Source organism: Streptosporangium fragile, assembly GCF_039534445.1.
GTDB classification, from domain to species: domain Bacteria; phylum Actinomycetota; class Actinomycetes; order Streptosporangiales; family Streptosporangiaceae; genus Streptosporangium; species Streptosporangium fragile.
Genome location: NZ_BAAAVI010000066.1, coordinates 23912 through 49924 on the forward strand (window position 1 = coordinate 23912; position 26013 = coordinate 49924).

The window sequence follows — 26013 nt, forward strand, 5'->3', positions numbered from 1 at the left end:
GACCGAATGACCGCAGGCCGGAGATGGGTTCGTTGGATTTTCGCTGACTACTACGGGAACCTTCGCCGGCGCACCCGACGAGCCCTCTTGGCGATACACTAATTTTAGTTCATACTGAAATAACTGCAATAAGGAGGTGGGTGGCATGGCCGAACAAGATCCGTTGCTGGAATGGGTGGAGCGGGTCGCCATGTACCTGGCGCGCGACGGAGTACCGCCCATCGCCGGGCGGGTGCTGGGCTGGCTGATGATCTGTGATCCGCCCGAGCAGTCCGCCGGGCAGATCAGCGCGGCCATCGGCGCCAGCCGCGCCTCGCTGACCTCCAACCTGCGACTGCTGTCCAGCATGGGGTTTCTCGCCTGGCGGACCCGGCCGGGAGAGCGGACCGTCTACTACCGGATGGCCGAGGACGCCTGGATGGCCGTTGTCCGCAAACAGATCGCCGGGATCGCCTCGTTCCTGGACATCACCCGCGAGGGCCTGGATCTGGTCGGCCCGGACGATGACCGCGCCCAGCGCATCCGCCAGGCGCACGCCGCCTTCGCGTGGATGGCCACGGTGTTCGACAACGCACCAGCCCTGCGCCCCGGCGGCCCCGGCGGCAAGGAGGCGACGTGACCAGGCAGGCGATCGTGGTCGGCGGCGGCATCGGCGGACTGGCCGCCGCCTTGGCCCTGCAGCGGATCGGCTGGCAGACCATCGTTTTGGAACGCGCGCCACAGCCGGGCGAGATCGGCGCCGGCATGTCCCAGGCTCCCAACGCCATGCGAGCGTTGGCCGAGCTCGGCGTCGAAGATCAGGCCCGGGCGGCCGGGGTGCCCACCTACGCCTCCAGTAACCTGCGGACGCCGGACGGCCGCTACCTGCAGCGCGCCCGGCCTGGCGATGCGACACCTCTGCTCGGCTTCCACCGCGCCGACCTGCGCCGAGTGCTGCTGAACGCGGTACCCGCCGGCTGCGTACGTACGAACGCGGAGGTCACCGCCGTCCGTCAGGACGCGGGCAGTGCGACCGTCGGATTCGGCGGCGACAAGTTGACCGCCGACCTGGTCATCGCCGCCGACGGCATCCGCAGTACCGTCCGCCGACTGCTGTGGCCGGACGCGCCACCGCCACGTTTCCTCGGCCGGACCGCCTGGCTGGGCATCGCCGAGGTCCCCGGCCTGCCCGGCAGCATCACCCTGGGCCCGGGCGCCTTCTTCCTCATCCACCCCGTCGCGCGCGGCCGCGCGTACTGGGCCTACATCATCCCGGCCCACCATCCGGGCATCCGCTACGAGCGGGAGAAGGCCGAAGTCTTCCGCCGGATCGGAGACTGGCACGACCCGATCCCCGCGTTGATCGAGGCCACCCCGCCCGAGGATGTGATCCACATCGATATCCACGACCTGGACCCGCTGCCGACCTACGTCCGCGGCCGGGTGGCGCTGCTCGGTGACGCTGCGCACGCGATGAGCCCCGATCGCGGCCAGGGCGCCGGGCAGTCGATCGAGGACGCCGTCGTGCTCGCCGCCGCCCTCGCCGGCGAGCCCACGATCGAGGGCGCGTTGCGCCGCTACGACGCCGAACGCCGCCCGCGCACCCAGGCCACCGTCCGCGGCGCGCGCAAGGACGGGCATCGCACCAACCGCACCTCCAGGGCCGTCTACCGGGCGTTGGTCACCCTGCTGCGGATGGTGCCCGCGCCATTGTGGCGCAAGGGCCTGGCCGCCGACGGCAACGCCACCTGGCGGTGGCGGCCACCGAGCCTGCCGTCACCGCCAGATGGCCATTGAACCGGACCGGTGCGGCTCGGCGACCCTGCGGCGGCCGCCATCCGTGTCGCGGCCCGGCTCGTGCCTGTCCCGGCTGCGGACACGACCTGGTCGCCGACGGTGCGCGGGGATGCCGTGGCGGTGAAGAGCCGATGCCACCCACACGCGCCCGGATGGAGGGGACGGCTCAGCCGGGCTGCCGCTCCTGCCAGCGTCTGATCAGGTCGGGGATCTCGTTGAGCATGAACTCATAGAAGTCACGCATTCGCGTCAGGCGTGCGTGGGCCGGGTCGTCGGAAGTGGTGGTGGCGATGCCGGTCTCGGCTGCCTGCAGCATGACGTGGACGACGGTGTTCTGCGTGGAGAACAGGGTCGCCCAGGCGTCGTCGCGCAGCCGGTAGTGCTCGCGGCGGCTGCCGGGCGCGGGCAGGCGTTCGATCAGCCCGACCGACAGCAGCGTCTTGACCGCGCCGGACACGGAACCTGCGCTGACGCCGAGCCGGTCGGCGATCTCACCCATGGTGACCGTCTCGGCATCGGTGAACAGGAACACCGCCAGAGCCCGCGCCGACATACGCTGCAGGCCGCCCTCGGTCAACACCAGCGCCAGCCGTTCTGCGGCCTGCCACCGCTCCTTCTCGCTCACCTGCCACCTCCACGGCAGCAGGATAGCCGGAGATAAGGAGTCTTCTGAAATTTCTGAATTTTAGCTATATTGCCAATATTCGGCCTGTCAAGGGGCCGTCGGTGTGCCGGGAAGCCTGGTCGGCGAGCGAAGAAGTCTCTCCACGCAAGGAACGCCGATGAAGGTCCTCATCCTCACCCATGGCACCCGCGGCGACGTGCAGCCGTACGCCGCTCTCGCGCTGGCGCTCAAACGGGCCGGGCACGAGCCGGTGCTGGCGGCCCCGGCCGCGATGGCCTCCCTCGCCGAGCCGCACGGCATCGCCTACGCCCCGCTGCACGACGGGCCGAACACGCTGCTCGACGAGCCCGAGATCCGCCAGGCCATCGAGAGCAACTACCGCGGCCTGCCCGGCAAGGTGGTCGCCCTGCGGGTGATGCGCCGCAGCAAGCCGCTCATGGCCAAGGTGCTCGACGACATGGCGAGCGTCGCAGAGGCCGGGGCCGACCTGGTCGTGCACGCGCCGGGCGTGCCCGGTCAGCACGTCGCCGAGCGGCTGGGGGTACCGGCGGTACCCGCCGCGCTCCAGCCGGTGTGGGTGCCCACCGGGGCGTTCCGCAACCCGATGCTGCCGCTGCCGCTGCCCAAAGCGCTGAACCGGGCCTCCTACCTGCCGATCAAACTGATGCTGCGCTCCTTCGGCGGCATCGCCGACGATCTGCGCAGACGGCGGCTGGATCTGCCACGGCGGCACGGACGGCACGACATCCTGCGTCGCCCCGACGGCCGCCCGGCGACCGTGCTGCAGGCGTTCAGCCGTCACATCCTGCCCGGCGGCCTGGACTACCCGGCGTGGGTGCACACCACCGGCTTCTGGTTCCTGCCCGCCCCGCCCGGCTGGACGCCGTCGGCGGAGCTGGCCGCCTTCCTGGAAGCCGGGCCTGCGCCGGTGTACGTCGGGTTCGGCAGTATGGCCGGCACCGACCCGCAGCGCCTCGGCCGCATCGCCGCCGAGGCGCTCCGGCTGGCCGGGGTGCGTGCCGTGCTGGCCTCCGGCTGGGGCGGCATCCAGGCCCCCGACCTGCCGGACACCGTCCACCTGCTCGACCACGCCCCGCACGACTGGCTGTTCCCGCGCATGGCCGCGATCGTGCACCACGGCGGCAGCGGCACCACCGGCGCCGCGCTGGCCGCCGGACGGCCCCAGGTGGTGTGCCCGTTCGTCGCCGACCAGCCGTTCTGGGCGGCCCGCGCGCACGCGGCCGGCGTGGCCGTACCGCCCCGGCCTCAGCGGCGCCTCACCCCGGACAACCTCGCCGCCGCCATCCGCCTGGCCGCCACCGACACGGAGATGGCGGCCGTCGCCGAGGACCTCGGGCGGCGCATCCGCGCCGAGGACGGGACCGGTCGCGCCGTCACGATCCTGGAGTCGCTGTCATGAGCATGAGTAATCTGCGCGGCCTGCTGACCGTCGCCGATCCAGGTCATCTGCGAGCTGCTCGGCGTCCCGCTCACCGACCGCGACACCTGGCGGGCCTGGGCCGGTGACCTGAGCGCGCCCGACCCGGCCAGGATCGCGGCCGGGGCGCGCGGGCTGGGCGAGACCCGGCCGGATGCCCGGCGGGCAGACCGGCGAGGCGCTCGACCACCGGTTTGCCCGCAGGATCGGTGCCATTCGTTCCAGGGGTGCCCGTACCGGTGTGATGGGCGTCGTCTCCGGCATCTCGCCTCCACGCATTGTGGCACCTCACCTCCATTCTGATCGCCGCCCCGGGGCCGCAACAGCCGGCGGACCTGCCCGGGATCGCGGCTCAGTCGACGCAGACGCGGCAAGAGACCGCCACCGCCGCTCTGATCGGCCGGTGCGGGTGTTGGTACATTGATTCCAGGTGAGCCGGGAAGCCTGGTCGGCGCTGGTGTCAGTGGCTCCGAAAGGACCGGCCATGCGTGCTCGTGATCTGGTCAGCGCTTTCCCGACCGTCTCCCTGGACACTCCGGTGATCGACGCCGCGCGGTTGCTCACCGAGCAGGATCTGCCGGGCCTGATCGTCATCGACGACGACGGCCTGCCCTTGAGCATCCTGCCGGGCACGCAGGTGCTGCGGCTGGCCGTGCCCGGTTACTGCCAGGACGATCCGGCGCTGGCCCGGGTGGTGGACGAGGCGCACGCGGACGTGTTCCTGCGCTCCCTGGCCGGGCGGACCGTGCGCGAGGCCCTGCCCACCAAGCCGCGCGAGTTGCCGGTCACCGACCCGGACGCCACTGTGCTGGAGATCGCGGCGCTGATGGCGCGCACCCGCAGCCCGCTGGTCGCGATCGTGGACGCAGGCCGCCTGCGGGGGGCGGTCACGCTGCAGGCGCTGCTGGATCGGCTGCTCGCCTCATGACCGCCACCGCGTGGCTTGCGGTGGTCGTGTTCCTCGGCGCGTACACGCTGATCGCCACCGAACGTATCCACCGGGTCGTCGCGGCCCTCGGCGGAGCCGGGATCATGCTGACCGTCCACGCCACCGACGCCGAGTCCGCGTTCTTCTCCGAACAGAGCGGGATCGACTGGAACGTCGTCTTCCTGCTCCTCGGCATGATGATCATCGTCGGGGTGCTCAAACAGACCGGCGTGTTCGAATACCTGGCGATCTGGGCCGCCAAGCGCGCCCGGGGCAGACCGTACCGGCTGATGGTGCTGCTCGTCGTCATCACCGCGGGCGCCTCGGCGCTACTGGACAACGTCACCACCGTGCTGCTGATCGCCCCGGTGACGTTCCTGGTGTGCGAGCGGCTGGCGCTGCCGGTCGCCCCCTACCTGATCGCCGAGGCGATGGCCTCCAACATCGGCGGCGCCGCCACCCTGGTCGGCGATCCGCCCAACATCATCATCGCCAGCCGGGGCGGCCTGTCCTTCAACGACTTCCTGATCCACATGGCACCCATGGTGGTGGTGCTGATGGCGGTCTTCGTCGGATTGTGCCGGCTCATGTTCCGCAGGGCGTTCGTCTACGACCCCGACCGGGCCGCCGACATCATGGGGCTGGACGAGCGCGAGGCCATCGCCGACCGGAAGCTGCTGAGGCAGAGCCTGACCGTGCTCGCCCTGGTCATGACCGCCTTCGTACTGCACCCGGTGCTGCACTACGAGCCCTCGGTGGTGGCTCTCCTCGGCGCCGGGATTCTGGTGGCACTCACCAAGGTCACCACCGAGCAGGCCATCGCCGAGGTGGAGTGGCCCACCCTGGTGTTCTTCGCCGGGCTGTTCGTCATGGTCGGCGCCCTGGTCAACACCGGCGTCATCGGGCAGATCTCCCAGGCCGCGGCGGGCGCCACCGAGGGACGACTCGGGCTGACCACCATGGGCCTGCTGTGGGCCTCGGCCGGGCTGTCGGCCGTCGTCGACAACATCCCCTACGTCGCCACCATGAGCCCGATCGTCGCCGACCTGGTCCAGGCGAACGGCGGCAACGAGTCCGCCCAGGTTTTGTGGTGGGCGCTGGCCTTCGGCGCCGACCTGGGCGGCAACGCCACCGCGGTCGGCGCCGCGGCCAACGTCATCATTGTCGGCATCGCCGCGCGTAACCGCACCCCGATCAGCTTCTGGGAGTTCACCCGGTACGGCCTCGTCGTCACCGTCGTGACCGTCGCCCTGGTCACGCCGTATCTGTGGCTGCGCTACCTCCTGTGACCAGGATTCGCCATCGCCGGGCCGGTCATCGCGACCGCGGTGCTCGGCTCGCGTTCGGCAACGGTCGCGCTAACCGGTGGCGTCGGCCCTTTCCCGGAGAGGCGCGCGGGAGGGCGGGGCACCGGTGAGCCGGGTGATGAGGGGCCCGGCGACGGCCAGGACGAAGACGTAGGCGGCCACCAGGGGGCCGAGCTTGTCGTACTGGGCGCCGAGCAGGCCGATGATGACGATGGAGAACTCGCCGCGGGCGATGAGCGCGGTCCCGGCTCGCAGCCGGCCGCGCCGGCCCACGCCGTCGCGGGAGGCGGCGTAGCGACCGGTGACCAGTTTCGTGACGGCGGTGACCGCGGCCAGCGCGAAGGCGGCCGGAAGCAGCGGCAGGAGTTCCTCCGGGCTGACGGACAGCCCGATGGCCAGGAAGAACGCCGCGGCGAACAGGTCCCGCAGCGGGGTCAGGACGGCGCGGGCACGATCGGCGATCTCGCCGGTGAGCGCGAGCCCGACAAGGAAGGCGCCGATCGCTGCGGAGACGTGAACGAATTCCGCCAGGGCGGCCACGATCAGTGTCATGCCGAGCACCCGGAGCATGAGCTGTTCGGAGTCCGGGTGCGAGAGCAGCCGGCCGAGATGGTGGCCCCACCGGTAGGACGCGATGAAAGCGGCCAGGACCGCGCCGACCGCGACGAGTACGCCGAGCGCGGCCTGCCACCAGGTGCCGCCGGAGGCCAGGACGGCGAGCAGGGGCAGGTAGGCGGCCATGGCGAAGTCCTCCAGCACCAGCACCGACAGCACCGCCGGGGTTTCCCGGTTGCCCAGTCGCCGCAGGTCGCCGAGGAGCCGGGCGATGATGCCGGAGGAGGAGATGTAGGTGGCCCCGGCCAGGGCCAGGACGCCGACGGCGTCCAGGCCGAGCAGCCATCCGGCCACCGCGCCCGGAACGGCGTTCAGCACGAGGTCGACCGCGGCGGAGGGCACGTGGCGGCGCAGGCTGGCGGTGAACTCGGTGATGGAGAACTCCAGGCCGAGGGCCAGCAGGAGCAGGACGACCCCGATGGACGCTCCGATCTGGACGAACTCGCCGGCGGCGGGGACGGGGGCGATGCCTCCCTCACCGAGGGACAGCCCGGCGAGGAGGTAGAGCGGGATGGGCGAGAGCGCGAACCGCCGTGCCAGGGTGCCGAGCACGCTGAGGACGGCCAGGATGACGCCCAGCTCCAGCAGCAGCGCCACAGAGGTGTGCACGGCTCAGCCCTGGATGATCTGTTCCACGCCGGCGATGCCGTCGCGGGTGCCGATGACCACCAGGACATCACCGGCCCGGAGCACCTGGTCGGGTGCCGGTGAGGCGATCACGTCCTCGCCGCGGACGATCGCCACGATGGACGCACCGGTCCGGGACCGCGCCCTGGTGTGTCCCAGCGGCCGATCGGCATAGGGGGTGCCCGCCCGGACCTCGACCTGTCCCGCGCTCAGCCCGGGCACCTCCTTGGTGAGGTCGGCGAACCGTTCGGCGATCCGCGGCGCGCCGAGGATCTCGGCGAGCGTGTCGGCCTCCTCGCTGTTGAGCCGGAGCATCGGCCGGCCCTCGTCGGGGTCGTCGTCGGCGTAGACGATCAGCTCGAACTCGCCCGTCCGCCGCGCGACGACGCCGACCCGGTCGCCCTCGTGGTTGGTGAACTCATAACGCAGCCCGACACCTGGCAGGAGTACCTCGTTCACGTCCATGAACCCATCATCGCGGTCCCGCCCGGGCTGACGGCTCAGGCACTCACCGAGGCCGGGAGCGAGGGGCTCGGCTTCCCGGCCGGGCCGGGTCTGCAGGCGGCGCGGCGGACGTCCACGCCCACCGGGTCGGACGGGCTCCGGCCGGCCGTCTCCCACGGAGCCGAGGCGTAGGTGGTCCGGCCGCCGGACAGCGGACGCACGATCGCGGCCGCCCCGGCGAGGAAGGTGCCGAAGCGGCCCGAGGCGGCGCCCAGCGTCTCCAGCCAGGACAGGCCGGGCGTCACCTCGACCGCGGTGATGTCGCGGCCGGTGGCTCCGGTTCCCGGACGGGTCTGCCGTCAGCTTCCCAGGCTCAGGGCGAGCCGGGGGGCCAGGCCGGTGTTCCTGCGGTCGCCGAGCCGGTGCACCGCCAGCTCCAGCGCCTCGCGCTGGCCGACCAGGACCACCCACGACTTCGCCCTGGTGACCAGCGTGTACAGCAGCCTGCGGCGCAGCATCACGCCTCCGGCCTCGGCCACGATCGGCGCCACCACGAACGGGTACTCGCTGCCCTGGGAGCGGTGCACGCTGATCGCGTAGGCGTGGGTCAGCTCGTCCAGCTCGTCGAAGGCGTACTCCACGCGCTCCCCGTCGCCGGTGCGGATCTCCACCAGCCGGTCGTGCGGGTTCACCGCCGTGACCGTGGCGGTCTCCCCGTTGAACACGCCCTTGTCGTAGTTGTTGCGGATCGGCATGACGCGGTCGCCCACCCTGAAGACCGACGGCCCCGACCAGTGCTCGGCGGCGCCCTCACGCGCGGGGTTCAGCCGCTCCTGCAGCCTGCGGCCGAGCTCCGCGGTTCCCGTCGCGCCCTTGCGCATCGGGCACAGCACCTGCACCTGGTCGGCGCCGATGTTCTGCTTGCGGGGGATCGCCTCCGTCGCCAGGTGGACCACCCGCTCGGCCACGCCGTCCGGGTCGTCGAGCTCCTCGAACCAGAAGCCGCCCCGGCCGGGCAGCGCGGGCACCTCACCCGCCCGGATCCGGTGGGCGGCCCGGACGATCCCGCTGTCCTGCGCCTGCCGGAAGACATGGGTCAGCCGGATGCGCGGGACCTCCGCCACGCGGAGCAGGTCGGCCAGCACGCTGCCGGGCCCGATGCTGGGCAACTGGTCGCCGTCGCCGACCAGCAGCAGGTGGCTGCCCGCCGGGATCGCGGCCGTCAGCCGGGTGGCCAGCTGCAGGTCCAGCATCGACGCCTCGTCCACCACGACCAGGTCCGCCTCCGCGGGAGACTGCCGGAACAGCGTGCCCTCCTCGCGCTCCGGCTGCTGGGCGAGCAACCGGTGCACGGTCATCGCGGGCAGGCCGGTGAGCTCCGACAGGCGCTTGGCCGCCTTGCCCGTCGGCGCGGTCAGGGTCACCGTGCCGCCCATCGCCCGCACGGTCGCCGCGATCACCTTCACCGTGTGGCTCTTGCCGCAGCCGGGACCGCCGGTCAGGACGGACACGGTGCTGGTCAGCACCAGGTTCACGGCCGCCCGCTGGTCCTCGTGCAGCCCCTCGTCCTCCGCGAACGCGCGCAGCGGGAGCGTCGAGCGGGCCCGCAGGAGCCTGGTCAGGTGCGCCGTCAGCGCGACCTCGCGGCCGTGGTGCTCCTTGGCGTACACCACCAGCCGGCCCGGGTCGGCCGGCGACGTCTCGACGACCACCCGGCGCTCGGCGACCAGCGCGTCGACCGCCCGGTGGATCAGGTCCTCCTCCTGCTCGACCAGGTTCGCCGCCGCGGCGACGAGGGCCGGCAGCGGCAGGAAACAGTGCCCGTCGCGGGCGGCCGCCGCCTCCAGCCGGTCCACGATCGCGGCTTTGATCCGCTGCGGGCTGCGTTCCGACACCCCCGACCGCAGCGCGATCCGGTCGGCGGTGTGGAAGGCGATCCCCCTGACCTGGCCGATCAGCCGGTACGGGTCGGAGCTGAGGACGTCACGCGAGTCGTTCCCGTACACCCGGTAGATCTTGGCCGCGAGCAGCGGGCTGATCCCGAGGCCCTGCAGGAACACCATCAGCTCGGCGACCGTCTTCTGCTCGGCCCACGCCTCGACGATCTGCGCCTGCCGCACGGCGCCGATGTTGACGACCTCCCGCAGGCGCTCCGGTTCGGTGTCGATGACCGTGAGCGTCCGCTCCCCGAAGTGGCTGACGATGGCGTGGGCGAGCCGCGGCCCGATTCCGCGGATCAGACCCGAGCCGAGGTACAGGGTGATGGCGCGCACGGTCGAGGGGACCACCCGCTCGCACCGCTTGACCACCAGGCGGCCGCCGTGGCGCGGGTGCTCGTCCCACTCCCCCGCCAGCCGCAGCGTCTCCCCGGGCTGCACCCCGGCCAGCGCGCGGCCCGAAGCGACGAAGACGGCCAGATCCTCGGAGCTCATGCGCGCGACCGTGTACTCGTCCTCGCGGACGTACACCAGCTGCTCGACGGAGGCTTCCACCTCCGCCGGATGCGGCTTCGCGAGCACGGTCACCGTGCGCTCCCCGGAATCATGTGCGGCACCTCATCGAAGGACACTAGCGGGCGGTTGCGACAGTTCACGACGCGTCCCGGTGCCTCCGCCCGTCCGGATGGCCGGGCGGAGGCACCCGGCCGTCATCCCGCCGTGGCGGGCCCGAGGCCGATGCCGGACGGTGGACCTGTCAGGTTCGCGGGCGTGGCGGGAGACCGGCGAGCGGGTCGGGGCCGGGCATGTGGTCCAGCAGGTGCAGCGGCGCGGCACGCACCCCTGTCTTCTCCACCGCGTTCCAGTACGTGAGGGCGAGCCGCGCGTCGACCAGCCCGTGGACCGGCGGCAGACCGGGCACGGCGGCGTGCAACAGCGACTCGAGCCGGCATGAGGCGATCGTGCGGGGTATCCAGGATCGCGCGGCGTAACCGGCGACGGCGGCCGGCGGGAGCCCGTCGGCGACGTGTCGTTCCGCGTCGCCGCATTCGAGCAGGCCGCCGCCGACGATGAGCACGTCACGCGTCCGCCGCATCCGGGTGACGGCCTGTGCGGTGTCGAAGCAATGCGGGAAGGAGTCGTCGACGACGATCGTGCCGGGCCGCAGCCGGGCGGTGTCGAGCACCGCCGTGCCGCCGCTGACCGCGGTGACGACGAGGTCGGCCTCGTAGACCTCCGCGGGCAGCGCCGGGCCGGCCTCGACGATTTCCGCGGCCGGAGCCAGGCCGCGGGCGTGCAGGGAGTCGGCGAGCTCCTTCAGGCGGGGCCTGCTGCCGGCGATGTCGCACAGCAGCAACCGGGCAGGTGGGCGTGGCGCGCGGGTGAGGAGCAGTTCCAGGGACGAGCTGCCGACGGAGCCGAGGCCGGCCACGGTGACAGTGAGCTCACCCAGGTCACGGCCGGTCGCTTCGAGCGCGGCGTGGATGGTCTTGACCACCGACACGGCCGTCACCGCGTGCCCGGTGGTGACCACCGTCGCCGGGCCCGACTCCTTCAGCACCCCGAAGCCGTAGCCGGTGTGCGAGGGAATCATGCCGGCCAGCGACACACAGCGGGCGCCGAGCGACGCGGCGTACTTCACGGCGTCGGCGGTCTGGCCGGTCAAGGTGCCGCCGGGGGCCAGTTCGTCGGCGAACAGCGGCAGGCAGACGAATCCCGAACGGCCCAGCGGTGTGGTCGTCACCTCGACGAGGCGGGGGCGCGCGTCCGGGAAGAGCACCGCGCGCAGCTCTTCGCGGGCGAACGCCGACGTCGGCAGACCGGCGAGGGCGGCGAGGCGCGCCGGGTCCGGCAGGTAGCCGACGAGCGCCGCGTCCACGGTAGACGCCTGTGCGGTGGGTCGTGGCCGCGGCGCCGTGGGCGGTACCGCCGCCGCGGCCTGGCTGAGCTGGTCGCGCAGCGCGTCGGCGAACGCCGCGAAGGCCGTCTGCGTGAGGGCGCCGGCGGAGGCGCGCACGGTGACCCGCAGTCCGGTGCCGGTCGGGCGGGCGGCCAGGAACACGTCGGTGCCCACGGGCGGCGGGGTGAGTTCGGAATCCCCGTCGTCCCAGGTGAAGGCCAGGGTTTCGCCGGTCGGCGGCCCAAGAGCGGAGAAGTCGAGGAAGGTGAAGAAGAACTGGGCGAAGGCCGGCAGGACACCGGACGCCCCGGCGCCGCCGGCGCCGTATGTCCGAGCGGCGGCGACCTCCGCGCCGATCCGGCGCAGGTCGTCGGAGAAGGCTTGTCCGGTCGCGCCCGCCTCACCGGGCGCCGGGGCGCCGAGCCGTAGTGGCACGGCGGCGGCGAACGGGCCGAACACCCGGTTGACGTCGGGCAGCGGGTGGTCACGGCCGGTGACGGCGAGGCCGAGGACGAGATCCGCCTGACCCGTGAGGTCGGCCAGGCTCCGGTAGTACGCGGTGAGCAGCGGGGCGTACAGCGTGGTGCGGGCACCGGCGGCGAGCCGGCGCAGCGCGCCGACCTGGTCGTGGTCGAGCGTGAACCCGGTGGACCGGAAGGGCGGCACGCCGTCCTCCGGAGGGTCGGCACGCAGCACCGGCCTCGTGTACGGGGCGTCCAGGCGGGCCCGCCGGGTCTCGGCCCGCGGATCGGAGCCGGGAACCGGGGTCTGCCGCTCGAGAAGGACGGCGTAGTCGCGGAAGGTGGAGCGCAGCGGCGGCAGCGCGGCCGGCTCGCCACGGCCGAGGCGGTCGTACACGGTGAGCAGTTCCCGGCACAGCAGCGCCGCGCTGTAGCCGTCGCCGATGAGGTGGTGGGCATGGACGACAAGCACATGGTCATCGGGCGCGAGGGTCAGGAGCCGAAGGCGCAGCAGTGGCCAGGCCCACGGCTCGAAACGACGCCGCCGTTCCTCGGCGACCCGTTCGGCGAGCAGGCCGGGTTCCGGCAGCGTCTCGAAGTCGACCGGGAGCCGTAGCGCGGGCGGCAGCTCCTGCTGGACCGGCGGGCGGGCGCCGGAGGGGAAGACCGTGCGCAGCATGGGATGACGGGCGAGGAGGACGTCAACGGCGCGTTGGAAGAGGTCGGGCCGCACGGGGCCGCGCAGCCTCGGACAGGCCAGCCATGCGGAGCCGGAGCCGGGAGCGATGGCCTCGGCGAGCAGGAAGCCGCGCTGAGCGGGGGTGAGCGGGAACGGCGGGGGGACCGCACCGGCCGGGGCGTAATCCGCGCCGCCGGTGCCGTCCGGGCGTGGCGTGGCCGTGGACTCCGGTGTTTCGCCGTCGCCGGCGGTTCCGGGAACCACGGACGCGTCGCCGGCGGTTCCGGGAACCACGGACGCCGCCATGTCCTTCGCGACCGCGTCCACCGCCGCGGCGAGGGCGGCGAGCGTGCCGTGCTCGTAGATGACGGTGGGCCTGGGCAGGACGGGGATTTCTTTCTCCAGCCGCGCGAAGACCGCCAGGACGAGAAGAGAGTCGCCGCCGAGCGCGAAGAAGTCGTCCTCGCGGCCGACCGCCGGAACGTCCAGCAGTTCCGACCAGATCCGGGCCAGGCGGCACTCGGTCGGGGTGGCGGGCGGGGTTGCCCGCTCCTCGTCCGGTCCCGTCCCGGCGGCCTCGGGTCCGGACGACGGCGCGTCAAGGCGGCCGCGGTCGACCTTGCCGGTGCCGGTGAGGGGCAGTGTGCCGACGATGTGGATCCGGGCGGGGAGCATGTAGCCCGGCAGGCGGCGGGCGAGGTGGGCGCGCAGGGCGGCGGCGTCCGGCGCCGGGACGCCGGGGCGGGGCTGGACGAACGCGGTCAGGCGGTCGTTCCGGTGGACGACGGCGGCGCGGGCGACGCCGGGGTGGGTCTGCAGCGCCGCCTCGATCTCGCCGGGCTCCACCCGGTGGCCACGGATCTTCACCTGGTCGTCGAGGCGGCCGAGGAACTCCAGCACGCCGGCGTGGTCGCGGCGGACCCGGTCGCCGCTGCGGTACCACCGCCTCCCGTCGCGCTCGGTGAACGTGGTCGCCGTCAGCTCCGGTTCGCCGAGGTAGCCCGGGGTGAGCCCCACCCCGGCTATGAGGAGTTCGCCGGGTTCGCCCGGGGCGCAGGGGCGCCCGTCAGCGGTGACCACCTCGACGTCGGTACCGGCGATCGGGCGGCCGATCGGCACCTGCCGGGCGTCGTCGCCGGGCCGGCCCTCGATGAGGTGGCAGGTCGCGTTGACGGTGGCCTCGGTGGGACCGTACAGGTTGGCGATACGGTGACCGGGGCCGAACAGGTCGTACCAGCGGCGGACATGCGCCACCGGCAGGGCCTCGCCGCCCACGTGGATCCAGCGCAGCGCCGACAGGTCCGGCGGTCCGGCGCCTCGCCGCACCCGGGCTTCGGCGGCCGTGAGCAGCTGTTCCCACAGGGTCGGCACCGAGCTCCAGACGGTGATCCGGCCCTGTTCGACGCGGTCCAGCAGTGCCGCGGGGTCGCGGACCACGTGCCGGGGCATCGTCATCACGGTGGCGCCCACGAGCAGCGGGGCCAGGATCTGGCGGACCGAGGCGTCGAAGCAGACGGAGGCGGTCTGCGCGAGCCGGTCGCCGGCGCGGTAGCCGAACGTGTCCAGCGCCCAGTCCAGGTAGTTCACCATCGCCCGGTGGGTGGTCGGCACCGCCTTCGGACGGCCGGTGGAGCCCGAGGTGAAGATCACGTACGCGACGGCGTCGGGGTCACCGGGCACCTGGGGGGCGGTCCCGGGAGCCGTGGACGGGTCGTCGACGGCGACCTGGACGACGCCGGCGAGCGCGTCGGCCGCCGCGAGGGTCCCGGCGTGACAGACCACGACCCGTGCCCCGGAGCGGGCGAGCTGGTCGGCCAGGCGCGGGGCCGGGTGGGTCGTGTCCAGCGGCACCCATCCCGCGCCGGCCCGGAGGATGCCGACGACGCCGGCGACGGTGCCGGTGCCCGGCTCGGTGAGCAGGCCGACCAGGTCACCGGCGGTGACACCGGAGGCGCGCAGCCGGGCGGCGAGCGCGGCCGAGGCGTGGTCGAGCGCGGCGTAGGTCATCGTCTCCCCGCCGGTGTCGACCGCGACCGCGTCGGGGGTGGCGCGGAACCGGGCGCACAGGCGCTCGACGATCCCGCTCCCCGGCGCCGCGGGCGCCGCCGCCGCTTCCGGCGCCGTCTCCCCGGCCGGCCCCGGCCGGTGAGTTCGTCGAGGTGTTCGCGGGCCAGGCGCTCCACGGTGGTCCGGGCGAACAGCCGGGCCGGGAAGTTCCACGAGAAGTGCAGGCTCCGGTCGGTCTCCCAGCACAGCAGTCCGAGCCGGGTGGCGGCGGAGGCGGTACCGGCCGCGGTCACCCGCACCGTGACCGGGCAGCCGGGGTCGTGGGTGGCCGGGAAGCGGGCGAAGCTGAAGCTCGCCGGGCTGACGGTACGCGGCCCGGCGCCGCGGGCGGGCAGCAGCCGGGCGAGGTCGAGGCTGGTCAGGCGGGCGTGCCGCTCGCCGGCCAGCCAGGCTTGCCGCAGCCGCCCGGCCAGTGTGAGCGGTGACTCGCCCGGGACGACCGTGGCGAAGACCGGCAGCGTGTCGGCGAGGGGGCCGACGAGGCGGTCGATTCCCGGCAGCCGTGTCTCGCGGCGGGCGCGGGCGACGTTGACGGGGACGACCAGGGGGGTGTCCGGAGACGCGGCGGACCGCCCGCTCCACCGGGCCAGGCAGCGCGCGTACGCGGCGAGCAACAAGTGGAACAGTGAGACGCCGTGGGCGGCGGCGCGTTCCCGCAACGCCGCGGTGAGCGCCGGATCGACGGCGACCTGTCGCGTGGCGAGCGGCGGCGCGGGCGGCGCGTCCGGGTCTCCGTCGTAGGGCAGTGACAGCGGTGCGCTGTGGGCGGCCAGCATCTCGCGCCAGTACCGCTGGTCTTCGGTGAACGCCGCCGAGGCCCGCTCGGCCTCAAGAGCGGCCGCGTAGTCGGCGAAGCCGGCCCCGGGCGGTTCCGGCGCCGGCGTGCGGCCCTGCGAGAGCGCGGTGTAGGCCGACCAGAGTTCCTCGCCGAGGACGTTGAGGCTGAACCCGTCACCGGCGGCATGGTGGATCACCAGGATGAGGTGGGCGACGTCCGCGTTCTCACGAGCGAGCACCACGCGTACCGGCGGCTCGACGGCCAGGTCGAAAGGGCGGTTGCACAGTGTCTCTTCGAGGTCTTCGACCCTGCCGCGCACGTCGCGGACCTCGTACCACGCGGCCACGGGTGAGGGGGGCGCCACGGTCTGCCGGGGCGCCGCGCCGCCGGGCTCGATGCGGATCCGGAGCATCGGATGCCGCTCGGCGAGGAAGGCGAACGCCTGCCCCAGCAGTTCGGTGTCGAGAGCGCCGTTGATCGTCTGCCTGACATATCCGTAGGCGGTGACCTGCCGGTGCAGCCGTTCGTTGGTGTGGAACGCGAGCTGGACGGGGGTGAGCGGGAACGACCCGCCGTCGCCGGCGGTCGGCGGCTCCCCGGCGGCGTGCGTCCCGCCGACGGGGCCGGTCTGCAGGTGGTCCACGAGCTCGCGGACCGTCTGGTATTCGAAGAACAGGGTGGCCGGCAGCGGCCGGTCCACCTCCCGCTCCAGCTTCTTGACGAGGTCGACGGCGGTGAGCGAGTCCAGCCCCATGCCCAGGAACGGCGTGTCGTCGGCGATGTCGCCGGGCGGGAGACGCAGCGCCTCGGCCAGCAGCCGGCGCAGGATCCCGGTGGTGTCCGGCGGGGCGGCGGCCGGTGCCGTGCTCGCCGGGCCCGCGGGCCGGGCGGCGGCCGGTGCCGGATCCCCGGTCAGGTCGGCGATCAGCAGTTGGGCGGCGCCGAGGCCGCATGCGACGCGCATCGCCTCCAGCGCGGCGTCCGTGGCCAACGCCGTGCCCCACCGGGCGGGGAGGCCCGCGCGCCCGCGCAGCCCGGCGGCCAGACCGGTCCCGGCGAACGCGGCGAAGTTCAGCGACTGCCAGGGCCGGCCGGCGGCCCGCTCGGCGGCGGCGAACGCGTCGAGGAAGGCGTTCCCGGCGGCGTAGTCGCCCAGCGCGCCGGCCAGGCCGGGCAGTACCGAGACGATCGAGGAGAAGGCCACGCACACCGACGGCCGGTGCCCGTGCCGCCGCAGGGACCGGGCGAGCAGGTAGCTGCCGCGCACCTTGGCGGCGAGGACCCGGCCCATCTCGTCGGGTGACTTCGACCGCAGTGTGCCGGGGCGGGCCACACCGGCGGCGTGGAACACCGCGTCCAGCGGCGGCAACCCCGAGATCAGGGCGTCGACGTCGTCCTCGCGGGACACGTCGGCCACGCGGTACTCCACCGTGGCGCCGAGAGCCTCCAGCTCGGACAGCAGCGCCGCGGGCGGCTGCGCGGAACGGCCGCAGAGCACCAGCGCCGGCCGGCCGCGGCCGGCCAGGTCCCGGGCGAGCGCGGCGCCCACACCGCCCGCGCCACCGGTGATCAGGTACGTGCCGTCGGGTGGCAGCGGCGGGGACGGCGGGCCGGCCACCGCGGCGACCGGGGTGCGGGCCAGGCGGCGGCCCGCCCGCCAGGCGATCGCACCGGCCCGGCCGGGCGCGTCCCGCGTGTCGAGTTCGCGGTCGAGGGCGTCGAGGTGGGCGGCCGTACCGTCCAGGGAGGACAGGTCGACGCTGCGCGCCGCGAGGCCGGGCAGCTCCTCGGGCAGCGCGAGGGCGAAGCCGGTGAGCAGCGCCTGCGCCGGGCGGAGCCGTTCGGGGGCTGCGCCGGTGGCGTGCACGTCCTCGGTGACGAGGAGCACCTGGGGGCGGGCCGGGCCGAGGAGTGTGAGCAGATCCCGGAGCGCCGTCACCGCGGTGCGCTGGGCGGCGTCGAGTGACGCCACGTCGTCCGGGTCCGGCGCCGCTCCGGCGAGCAGGACGACGACGTCCGGCGGCGGTGTCCCGGCCGGCGGCGTGCCGGTGGCCCGGTGGACCGGGACGCCTCGGCCGGTGAGCCGGTCCGCGAGGGCCCGGCCGAGCGCGCAGTCCGGCCCGGCCAGCCAGACGGCGCGTGGCCCGTCGCCGGCCGCCGGCGGTGCGTCGTCCCAGGCGAGGCGATGCAGCAGCGGCGCCGTCGCGGGACGGGGCCAGAACCGGCGGCGTTGGAACGGGTACGTCGGCACGGCGACGCGTCCGCGCCCGGCGTCCAGTGCCGCGTGATCCAGCTCCGCGCCGCGCGCCCACAGCAGCCCCACGGTCTCCAGCAGCGCCCGCCCGCTGTCGGCGTTCTGCGCGTTCCCCGCCACGGCCGCCGCGAACACGTCGGACTCCGCCCCGCGTTCCCGCGCCGCGGCCCGGACCGGACCGGGAAGTGTGCTGCCCGGACCGAGCTCGACGAAGGTGTCGTATCCGTCGTCGAGCAGACGCCCGACGGCGGCGCCGAAGCGTACCGGCCGGATCGCGTGCTCCCGCAGGTACGACCGGTCCAGGGTCGGCTGCCACTCGGCGGTCACCGAGCTCAGCAACGGTATCGGCGGGATGCGGAAGGTGAGGGCTCCGGCGGCGGCGGCGAGCGGATCGAGCGCCGGGCGCATCAACGGCGAATGGAACGCGTGGGACACCGCCAGCCTGCGTGCGGGGACGCCGCGTGCTCCCAGCTCGGCGACGGCCCGGTCGACCACGTCCGGGGCACCCGCGATCACCACCTGTGCGGGACCGTTCACCGCGGCCACGTGCAGCGTTCCGCCCGAGGCGGCCACCAGGCCGGCGACGGTCTCCTCCGTGCCGCCCACCGCCGCCATCGCTCCCGGAGGAGCGAGCTCCCCCATGAGGCGACCGCGATCGGCGGCGAACCGTACGGCGTCGGCGAGCGTGAGCGCACCGGAGACGCAGCCCCCGGCGATCTCGCCGACGCTGTGCCCGGCGACCGCGTCCGGGGTGATGCCCCAGGCCTGCAACTGGCGGGCGAGCGCGATCCCGAAGGCGACGAGCAGGGGCTGGGCGACCTCGGTCCGGGCGAGCGCGGCGGGCGGAACGCCGGGGTCGAGGCACCAGGCGGCCAGGCTGCGCCCGCGGACCGGCCCGGTGAGCGCGGACGCCTCCTCCAGGACCTCCCGGAACACCGGCGCCACCCGGTACAGGGCGCGGGCCTGCCCCGGTCGCTGCGCGCCCTGGCCCGGCAGGAGGAACACCAGCCGGGGCCGAGACCGCACCGGCGTGCCGGCCGGCCCGGCCTCCAGCCGCGTCGCGAGGTCGACGCCGTACGTCGCCACGGCGAGGCGGTGCGGGCCGTCGTCCCGGGCGGCCCGTACGGCGGCGCACACATCGCCCCCGTCGAGCTCCGGGTGGGCTCGCAGGTGCGCCGCGAGATCGGACGCGGCCGCGCGCAGCGCCGAAGCGCTGTGCGCGGACAGGGTGAGCAGCTGAGGGCGGCCGTCCGCCGGTGACGACGGGCGGGCCGGCCGCGGCGGAGCCTCTTCGAGGATGGCGTGCGCGTTGGTGCCGCCGAAGCCGAACGCGTTGACACCGGCCACCAGCGGGCCGGGTGCCGTCCAGTCGCGGTGCTCGGTGACCACCGCGAAGCCCGCGCCGGTGAGGTCGAGCTTCGGCGAGAGTGGTTCGTGGTGCAGTGACGCGGGAAGCTGCCGGTGCGTCAGCGCCAGCACCACCTTCACCAGACCGGGCATGCCGGCGGCGTTGAGCAGATGCCCGAGGTTGGTCTTCACCGAGCCGAGCCAGCGGGGCCGCCCGTCCGTGCGCGGCGGGAAGGCGTGCGCCAGCGACCGCACTTCGACGGGGTCGCCGATCGCGGTGCCGGTTCCGTGGGCCTCCACGTACGACACCGACCCGGGATCGATGCCCGCGTCACGGTATGCCTGGACGATGACTTCCCGCTGCCGCAGCGGGTTGGGCGCCATCAGGCTCAGTGACCGGCCGTCGTTGTTGACCGCCGTGCCGCGCAGCAGGGCGAGCACCGGATCGTCGGCGCGTCGCGCGTCGTCGAGACGGGCCAGCACGATCACCGCGCCGCCCTCGCCGGGGACGAAGCCGTCGGCGTCGGCGCTGAACGCGCGGCAGCGCCCGGTGGGCGAGAGCGCTTGGACCGCCTCCAGCAGCCGGTACCCGGTGGGCGTCAGGTTGAGGTTGACTCCGCCGACGACGGCGATGTCGCATTCACCGGCCTGGAGGCTGCGGCGGGCGAGGTGCAGCGCGACGAGCGCCGACGAGCAGGCCGTGTCGACGGCGAGCGCCGGCCCCGTCAGGTCCAGGCTCTGCGCGACCCGGGCGGCGACGAGGTTGGGCAGGTTGCCGACCAGCGCCGGCTCCGGCGGTCCGGAACGCCCCTGGGCGGCCCGGGTGAGCACCTCTCGGTAGCCGTTCTCACCGACCGCGGCGAAGACGCCGACCCTGCGGTCGCGCCGCCGGTGCCCCGCGTAACCGGCGCGCTCCAGCGCCTCGTGCGCGAGTTCGAGGAAGAGCCGGGCCTGCGGGTCGGTCGCGCGGGCCTCGTCTTCGCCGATGCGGAAGAACTCGGCGTCGAATCCGGCCGGGTCGTCGAGGAACGCGCCCCACCGGGCGACGGCGTCCGGCGGGGTCGTCCAGCGTTCCGCCGGTACGCCGGTCACGGCGTCGTGACCCGCCGCGAGTCGCGCCCAGAACGCCTCGGGGGTGTCGGCGCCGGGGAACCGGCACGCCATCCCGATGACCGCGACCGCGGCGGCCCCGCGCTCCGGGGCACCGGTCCCGGCCGCGCGCGGCGCCGGGGCCGTCAGCTCGCCGCCAAGGGCGAGCACGCGATCGGTGAGCGCGGCGACCGTGTCGCAGTCACGCAGGACGGCCGGCGGCACCGTGACGCCGAAGACGTCCTCCAGGGCGGCGAGCACCTCCATCGCCTTGAGTGACGAGCCGCCGATCGCGAGGAAACGGTCGTGCAACCCGATCCCGGCCTCGGGGCGGCCCAGCACCCGCGCCCAGATGCCGAGGATCGTTCCCTCGACCTCCCCGCGCGGGCGGACGGACGCGGCGGCGGGGGTCCGCGGCGGATCCGTCGCCGCCGACGCCGACGCGGCGGGTGCGGCCGGTACGGCGGGTGCGGCCGGCGCGGCGGGTGCGATCGGTACGGCGGGTGACGCCGGTGCCACGGGCGGGACAGACGAGGCGGATGAGGCGCGGGACGCGGCCAGCCGCGCCTCAAGCTCCGCGTACCTCCCGGCCTCGAAACGCGTCCGCATCAGCGACCGCTGCAGTTTGCCGCTCGTCGTGCGGGGAAACGCCCCCGGGGGCAGCGGCAGAACCAGGACGTCGTCATGGGCCAGGGCCCCGCCCACCCGCGAAGCCACCCGGTCGAGTACTCCGGTCACGGTCTCGCGCGGCGGCCGGGCCCACTGCACGAAGACCACGACCCTCTCCCCGCCGCCCACCGGATCGGTGGAACCGACCACCGCGGCCAGGCCGGGAGGCAACCCGGGCGTTCCCGCGGCCACCTCCTCGATGTCGGGGGCGTGGAACGTCCGGCCGTTGACGAAGACGACGTCCTTGTGGCGGCCGGTCACACAGAGCCGGCCGTCGCGCAGGAATCCCATGTCCCCGGTACGCAGCCATCCGCCGGCGAACGCGGCGGCGGTCGCCTCCGGGGATCGGTGGTAACCACGCGCCACCTGAGGGCCGCGCACCTCGATGTGACCGACCCGCCGGTCGCCGAGCCGTCTTCCCCCGTCGTCGACGATGCGCACCGCACAGCCCGGCAGGGGATGCCCGACGTCCATCAGCTCCACACCGTCCGGGCCGGGGGCGGCGTCCTCCGCGCGGCCGCGGCTCAGCGCCGCCCGGTCCAGCACCAGGGGCGCCGCGACCTCTCCCAACGGGGGGAAGGTGACCGCCAGGGTGGCCTCGGCGAGACCGTAGACCGGCAGCAGCGCCCGTTCGTCGAGCCCCGCCGGGCCGAGCTTGCGGGTGAACTCCCGGCACGCCGTCGCCGTGATCGGCTCGGCGCCCACGAAGACCAGTCGCACGCTGCTGAGATCCAGCCGGGTGAGCACCTCGTCCGGGACACGCCGCGCGGCCCAGGACAGCGCGAAGTTCGCCGCCGAGAGGAGGGTCGCCCGGTGCCTGGCAGCGACCTCGAACCACAGCGCCGGCCGCTTGGCGAACGACAGCGGCCCCAACTTCACCTGCTTGAGCCCCGCCGCGAGCGGAGCCAGATGGGTGCCGATGAGCCCCATGTCGTGGAAGTAGGGCATCCAGCTCACCACCACGTCGTCCGCGGTGAGGGCCGCCGCGATACGGATCTGCTCCAGGTTGGCCAGCACGCCGGCGTGGGTGAGCTCGACGCCCTTGGGGGTCCCGGTGCTTCCCGAGGAGAACTGCAGGAACGCCGCGTCCTCCGGTGCCGGGGCGGGCAGCCGGGCCGGTGCGTGACCGCCCCGCAGTTCCGTCAGCCGCAACGGGTGCGCGATGCCGGGCAACGCGTCGAGCACGTGCGCGGTCGCCTCGTCGACGACGACCGGCGGCCGGTCGAGCGACTCCCATACCGGCAGCACCCGGTTCGCCTCGGGAGCCAGCGGCACCGGTATCAGACCGGCCGCGAGCGCCCCCCAGAACATCGGTTGGAAGTCGTCGCTCCGGTCGGCGAGCAACAGCACGCAACTGCCCGGTTCCACGCCGGCGGCGAGGTATCCGCCGGCGACGCCCATCGACTCGTCGCGCAGCCCACCGACGGTGACGACCCGCTCGCTGCCGTCGTCGCGCACGTGCACGATGACCTGTTCGGGTGCTTTCTCGGCCGCTTCCAGCAGCACATCGAGCAGTGTCGTCTTCCTGTCCGGACCCAGCACTCGCCACCCCGTCAACGCGTAGTCCGTTCCCGATGTCCTGCGCCGTCCGAAGGCACGCTATCGCCATCCGCGGCGGCCCGGCTCTCCGGAACCGGCACCGGCGCCCCTGGTCCGGGGCGGCGGGAAAGGACGGACAGGGCAGCTCGGTCGTCACCGGCTCCCTCCCCGGGAACCCCCGTACCGGCGCGCCGCCCACCGCGGTCCTGATCCGCCGGCCACCGCCGGAACCTCATCCCTGATCTGAGATATTCTCCCTTTTATGAGAAACGAAGGGCCGTCCCGGGACCCCGGACCCGACCAGGTGGAGCTCCAGCTGGCGGCCCGCCTCGCCGAGCTCCGGGTGGAGCGCGGCTGGTCACTGGAGGAACTGGCCCGGCGGACGGGAGTGAGCCGCTCGACCCTGTCGCGCCTGGAACGCGCGGAGATCAGCCCGACGGCGGCCCAGCTGGGCAGGCTCTGCACCGCCTACGAGCGGACGATGTCGAGGCTCCTGGCCGAGGTGGAGTCGGAGCCGCCGCAGCTGGTACGCGCCAGCGAGCAGACGGTGTGGCGGGACGAGACGTCCGGCTTCGTCCGGCGGTCGGTGTCCCCGCCCCACGCCGGCCTGCGCGGCGAGGTCATCGAGGGCGTCCTGCGCCCGGGAGCGGACATCTCCTACGAGGGGCCGCCCGTCCCCGGCCTGGAACAGCACATCTGGGTCCTGGAGGGAACGGTGGAGATCACCGCCAACGGGCACGCGCACGAGCTCCGGGCGGGAGACTGCCTGCGGTTCCGGCTGTGGGGCCGCTCACGGTTCCGCTGCCCGGGTCCCGAGCCGGTCCGCTACGCCGTACTGGTCGTCCTGCCGTGAACGGCGGGAGGAGCGAGGGCGGCACAGGCCGGCGCCCCCGGTCCGGCCCGCCCGGCTGATCGCCGGCCGCCCCGGGCCGTTCCCCGAACCGGCGCCTCCCCGCGCGCCGGGTACCATCCCCCCGCCGCAGCAAAGGACCCGCACGATGCACACGATCACCCGCCTGTCCGCCGACGACTTCCGCGACAGCGTGAAGGGGCTCGCCGGCCTCCTCTCCGACGTCGTCGCCGGCGGCGCCTCCCTCGGCTTCCTCTCCCCCTTCGACCAGAGCTCGGCGGCCGGCTGGTGGCACGCCCAGGCGCCCGCCGTGGCCGGCGGCGACCTCGTCATCTGGATCTCCCACGACCTCGAACGCGTCAACGGCACGATCAGCCTGGCCCTCGAGCGCAAACCCAACGGCCGGCACCGCGCCGAGATCGTCAAACTGATGGTCCACCCCCACGCCCGCGGCCGGGGCCTGGCACGCGCACTCCTCGCCACCGCCGAACAAGCGGCCGTCCGGGCCGGGGTCACCCTCCTGCTCCTCGACACCGAGACCGGCAGCGCGGCCGATCACCTCTACCACGCCACCGGCTGGACCCGTTACGGCATCGTCCCCGACTACGCCGCCGACCCGGCCGGTTCCCTCAAGGACTGCAGCTTCTTCTACAAGACACTCGGCTGACCCCGCGCCCAGGCCGCGGGCGGGAAGCGCCGCCGGCCGCCCGCGGAGGTCGTTCCGCGCATCAGGCGGCGCGGAACGCCGCCTACCCTGGGCGGCCGGACGGGCGCCGGCTCGGCCCCGGATCGGGAACCTCGGGCGTCGCGGCACCGAAGGGACGCAGGGGCCCATGGCGATCACGACCGCCCCCGGCCGGCCGTCCGATCCCTCGACGCCGTCCCGCCGGGGTGGCGGAGGCCGCGGTCAGCGGAGGTCGCGCGCGGCTCCGTGCCGATCGGCACCGGCGGGGTCGATGCGGCGGGACTGGACGTGCTCGTAGATCATCGTGGTCTGCACGTCGGCGACCTCACGGCGTTCGGTGAGCCGGTCGATGACGAAGGCGTACAGCCCGTTCACGTCCGGGACGGCGATGTGGAGCAGGAAGTCGTGGGCGCCGGAGGTCACGAACAGGCCGATGGTCTCGGGCAGCCGCGCCGCCCACTCCCGGAATCCCTCGATGACGGGGCGGGCCGGCGGCCGGATGCGGACGGAGATCAGGGCCTGGACGGGGCGCCCGATGGCTTCGAAGTCCACGGCGGCGTGGTAGCCGGTGATGACGCCCTGCTCACGCAGGACGCGCACGCGCTCCAGCGAGGTGGAAGGGGACACCCCGGTCTTCGCGGCCAGATCACGGTTGGTCTGGCGTGCATCGTTCTGCAACTCCCGCAAAAGAGCCCGGTCCAGCGCATCAAGTTTCACGGATTCTTCTTTCTGCCGAACCAAGTACGGCAAAGAATGAAAAACAGCAGACGTTCACTTAGCCTATCCGGCCATGGACGCACAGAAAGGCGGCGCGGCGACCGAGCCGGTCCGGGTCGGCGCCCCCGACCCCGGCCGAACGGCACCCCATTCGCCCGAAGGAGTTCCCATGTCCCCGGCCCGGCCGCTGGACCAGGACATCCGGACACACCTGCCGACCCGGCAGGCGAAGCTCAAGTGGGTCATCGTCGTCGACGAGAGCCTGCCCGCGGGCCGGGCGGCGAACGCCGCGGCATGCATGGCCGCCGCCGTCGGCAAGGCCCTGCCCGACCTCGTCGGGCGCGACGGCGAGGACGCCTCCGGCACCCGCCACCCCGGCCTGCCCTGGGCCGGCTGCTCGGTCCTGGCCGCCGACGCCGGCACCCTCCACGCCCTGCGGGCCAAGGCCGCCGCCAAGGACGACCTGCTGGTCGTCGACATGCCCGAACCCGCACAGACCTCGCGCGTCTACGACGAATACCTCAGTCGGCTCGCCGAGACCAGGAACGAGGACCTGACGTACTGCGCGATCAGCCTCGTCGGGCCCCGCAACAAGGTCGACAAGCTTGTCGGCAGGCTCGGACTGCTCCGCTGAACGGGTTCGGGTCCGGCGGGTGATCCCAGACCCGACCCGATTCCTTTACAATGTAGATCTGTTCCGCGTTTCCGCTCCCCGAGTACGTGGCCTTTCCCGTGGTCGGCGGCGTCCGCCTCTTCCCCGCGACGGAGGCCGTCCGAGACCTCTCGCGCCGCCTTTTCGAGTCCGGCGGGAAGCGATCCGTCCGCGGGTCTTCCGGTGGCGTCCCGGCCGGTACGAGCGGCCGCCCGAGGAGGCGGTGCCGGTGGCTCCGGGGCGCTCGCGCGGGAGGCCGGGGTCGTGCCCGGATCCCACGGATTGTCTCGGGACCGCGGGAACAAGCGGCGCCGGGCGGTGGTTGTGTATCGCGTGGCCGGTGTGCCCAGTGTCCCCGGGCCTCACCTTCTGCCCTCGCGGACTACCGTTCGGCTGGAGCCGCGTTGCGCCTTTCGCCGCGAGGCGACCTGCACACCGGTACGCACCCGCGAACCGATGCCCCGCCGGGAATTCCCGGCGGGGCATCGCGTTTGCCGAGCCCCGATCGGTCGGCAGCCGGGGTTACTCGCAGCCTGTGTAGTCGGCCCGGGCAGCTTGCGGATGAAGGTCACAGTGGGAACACCGCTCATCGCGGCGGTTACGGAAGCACGGAGTCACACTTCATCCAC

General features: G+C 73.8%; 16 protein-coding genes. 8 read left to right on the top strand and 8 right to left on the bottom strand.

Annotated elements, in window-relative coordinates; translation table 11 throughout:
- Window positions 1–145: 145 nt before the first annotated feature.
- Together ABD841_RS32090 and ABD841_RS32095 are read left to right on the top strand one after the other, a co-directional pair.
- Window positions 146–619 carry a GbsR/MarR family transcriptional regulator gene (locus tag ABD841_RS32090; RefSeq protein ID WP_344979615.1) on the top strand — a complete coding sequence of 158 codons (474 nt, stop codon included), beginning with the start codon at window positions 146–148 and terminating at the stop codon, window positions 617–619.
- Window positions 616–1776: an FAD-dependent monooxygenase gene (locus tag ABD841_RS32095; RefSeq protein WP_344979617.1), complete on the top strand. Its 1161-nt coding sequence runs from the start codon at window positions 616–618 to the stop codon at window positions 1774–1776. Before ABD841_RS32090 ends, ABD841_RS32095 begins: the two co-directional genes overlap by 4 nt.
- A gap of 166 nt (window positions 1777–1942) precedes the next feature.
- On the opposite strand, the gene ABD841_RS32100 is transcribed toward ABD841_RS32095, so the two are convergent.
- Window positions 1943–2401, bottom strand: a complete 459-nt coding sequence (locus ABD841_RS32100; RefSeq protein ID WP_344979619.1) for a GbsR/MarR family transcriptional regulator — start codon at window positions 2399–2401, stop codon at window positions 1943–1945.
- Between the two features lie 157 nt (window positions 2402–2558).
- Here ABD841_RS32100 and ABD841_RS32105 point away from each other — a divergent pair, with 157 nt between their 5' ends.
- From ABD841_RS32105 to ABD841_RS32115, 3 genes are all read left to right on the top strand, one after another.
- A complete protein-coding gene (locus ABD841_RS32105; protein WP_344979622.1) occupies window positions 2559–3821 on the top strand; it encodes a glycosyltransferase in 1263 nt (420 codons plus the stop codon).
- Window positions 3822–4323: 502 nt separating this feature from the next.
- On the top strand, window positions 4324–4767 hold the full coding sequence (locus ABD841_RS32110) for a CBS domain-containing protein (protein ID WP_344979624.1): 444 nt from the start codon (window positions 4324–4326) through the stop codon (window positions 4765–4767).
- Window positions 4764–6056: an ArsB/NhaD family transporter gene (locus tag ABD841_RS32115; protein WP_344979626.1), complete on the top strand. Its 1293-nt coding sequence runs from the start codon at window positions 4764–4766 to the stop codon at window positions 6054–6056. The genes ABD841_RS32110 and ABD841_RS32115 overlap by 4 nt, the downstream gene beginning before the upstream one ends.
- 69 nt (window positions 6057–6125) lie before the next feature.
- Here the strand turns inward: ABD841_RS32115 and ABD841_RS32120 are convergent, their stop codons facing one another.
- From ABD841_RS32120 to ABD841_RS32145, 6 genes are all read right to left on the bottom strand, one after another.
- Complete coding sequence (locus ABD841_RS32120) at window positions 6126–7298, bottom strand: cation:proton antiporter (protein ID WP_344979628.1); 1173 nt, start codon at window positions 7296–7298, stop codon at window positions 6126–6128.
- 3 nt (window positions 7299–7301) lie between these two features.
- Complete coding sequence (locus ABD841_RS32125; RefSeq protein ID WP_344979630.1) at window positions 7302–7781, bottom strand: cation:proton antiporter regulatory subunit; 480 nt, start codon at window positions 7779–7781, stop codon at window positions 7302–7304.
- A gap of 35 nt (window positions 7782–7816) precedes the next feature.
- Window positions 7817–8065: a hypothetical protein gene (locus tag ABD841_RS32130; RefSeq protein WP_344979632.1), complete on the bottom strand. Its 249-nt coding sequence runs from the start codon at window positions 8063–8065 to the stop codon at window positions 7817–7819.
- 54 nt (window positions 8066–8119) lie between these two features.
- On the bottom strand, window positions 8120–10285 hold the full coding sequence (gene recD2 / locus ABD841_RS32135; RefSeq protein ID WP_344979634.1) for an SF1B family DNA helicase RecD2: 2166 nt from the start codon (window positions 10283–10285) through the stop codon (window positions 8120–8122).
- Window positions 10286–10454: 169 nt separating this feature from the next.
- Window positions 10455–14744: an amino acid adenylation domain-containing protein gene (locus ABD841_RS32140; protein ID WP_344979636.1), complete on the bottom strand. Its 4290-nt coding sequence runs from the start codon at window positions 14742–14744 to the stop codon at window positions 10455–10457.
- A complete protein-coding gene (locus tag ABD841_RS32145; protein WP_344979638.1) occupies window positions 14741–22498 on the bottom strand; it encodes an SDR family NAD(P)-dependent oxidoreductase in 7758 nt (2585 codons plus the stop codon). The genes ABD841_RS32140 and ABD841_RS32145 overlap by 4 nt, the downstream gene beginning before the upstream one ends.
- 244 nt (window positions 22499–22742) lie before the next feature.
- Here ABD841_RS32145 and ABD841_RS32150 point away from each other — a divergent pair, with 244 nt between their 5' ends.
- Both ABD841_RS32150 and ABD841_RS32155 read left to right on the top strand, forming a co-directional pair.
- Window positions 22743–23333, top strand: a complete 591-nt coding sequence (locus tag ABD841_RS32150) for a helix-turn-helix domain-containing protein (RefSeq protein WP_344979640.1) — start codon at window positions 22743–22745, stop codon at window positions 23331–23333.
- A gap of 145 nt (window positions 23334–23478) precedes the next feature.
- The gene (locus tag ABD841_RS32155) at window positions 23479–23997 is read left to right on the top strand and encodes a GNAT family N-acetyltransferase (RefSeq protein WP_344979642.1); all 519 of its coding nucleotides are present in this window, start codon (window positions 23479–23481) and stop codon (window positions 23995–23997) included.
- A 240-nt stretch (window positions 23998–24237) separates the two neighbouring features.
- Here ABD841_RS32155 and ABD841_RS32160 read toward each other — a convergent pair whose 3' ends face one another.
- Complete coding sequence (locus ABD841_RS32160) at window positions 24238–24732, bottom strand: Lrp/AsnC family transcriptional regulator (protein ID WP_344979644.1); 495 nt, start codon at window positions 24730–24732, stop codon at window positions 24238–24240.
- Between the two features lie 169 nt (window positions 24733–24901).
- On the opposite strand from ABD841_RS32160, the gene ABD841_RS32165 reads away from it, so the two are divergent.
- Window positions 24902–25366, top strand: coding sequence for a DUF2000 domain-containing protein (locus tag ABD841_RS32165; RefSeq protein WP_344979646.1), 465 nt, complete (start codon window positions 24902–24904; stop codon window positions 25364–25366).
- Window positions 25367–26013: the final 647 nt, after the last annotated feature.

Coding starts and splice junctions, on each gene's coding strand:
- ABD841_RS32155 (WP_344979642.1), top strand. CDS start 23,479: ATGCACACGATCACCCGCCTGTCCGCCGACGACTTCCGCGACAGCGTG.
- ABD841_RS32125 (WP_344979630.1), bottom strand. CDS start 7,781: ATGGACGTGAACGAGGTACTCCTGCCAGGTGTCGGGCTGCGTTATGAG.
- ABD841_RS32115 (WP_344979626.1), top strand. CDS start 4,764: ATGACCGCCACCGCGTGGCTTGCGGTGGTCGTGTTCCTCGGCGCGTAC.
- ABD841_RS32090 (WP_344979615.1), top strand. CDS start 146: ATGGCCGAACAAGATCCGTTGCTGGAATGGGTGGAGCGGGTCGCCATG.
- ABD841_RS32165 (WP_344979646.1), top strand. CDS start 24,902: ATGTCCCCGGCCCGGCCGCTGGACCAGGACATCCGGACACACCTGCCG.
- ABD841_RS32110 (WP_344979624.1), top strand. CDS start 4,324: ATGCGTGCTCGTGATCTGGTCAGCGCTTTCCCGACCGTCTCCCTGGAC.
- ABD841_RS32105 (WP_344979622.1), top strand. CDS start 2,559: ATGAAGGTCCTCATCCTCACCCATGGCACCCGCGGCGACGTGCAGCCG.
- ABD841_RS32150 (WP_344979640.1), top strand. CDS start 22,743: ATGAGAAACGAAGGGCCGTCCCGGGACCCCGGACCCGACCAGGTGGAG.
- ABD841_RS32140 (WP_344979636.1), bottom strand. CDS start 14,744: ATGACCTACGCCGCGCTCGACCACGCCTCGGCCGCGCTCGCCGCCCGG.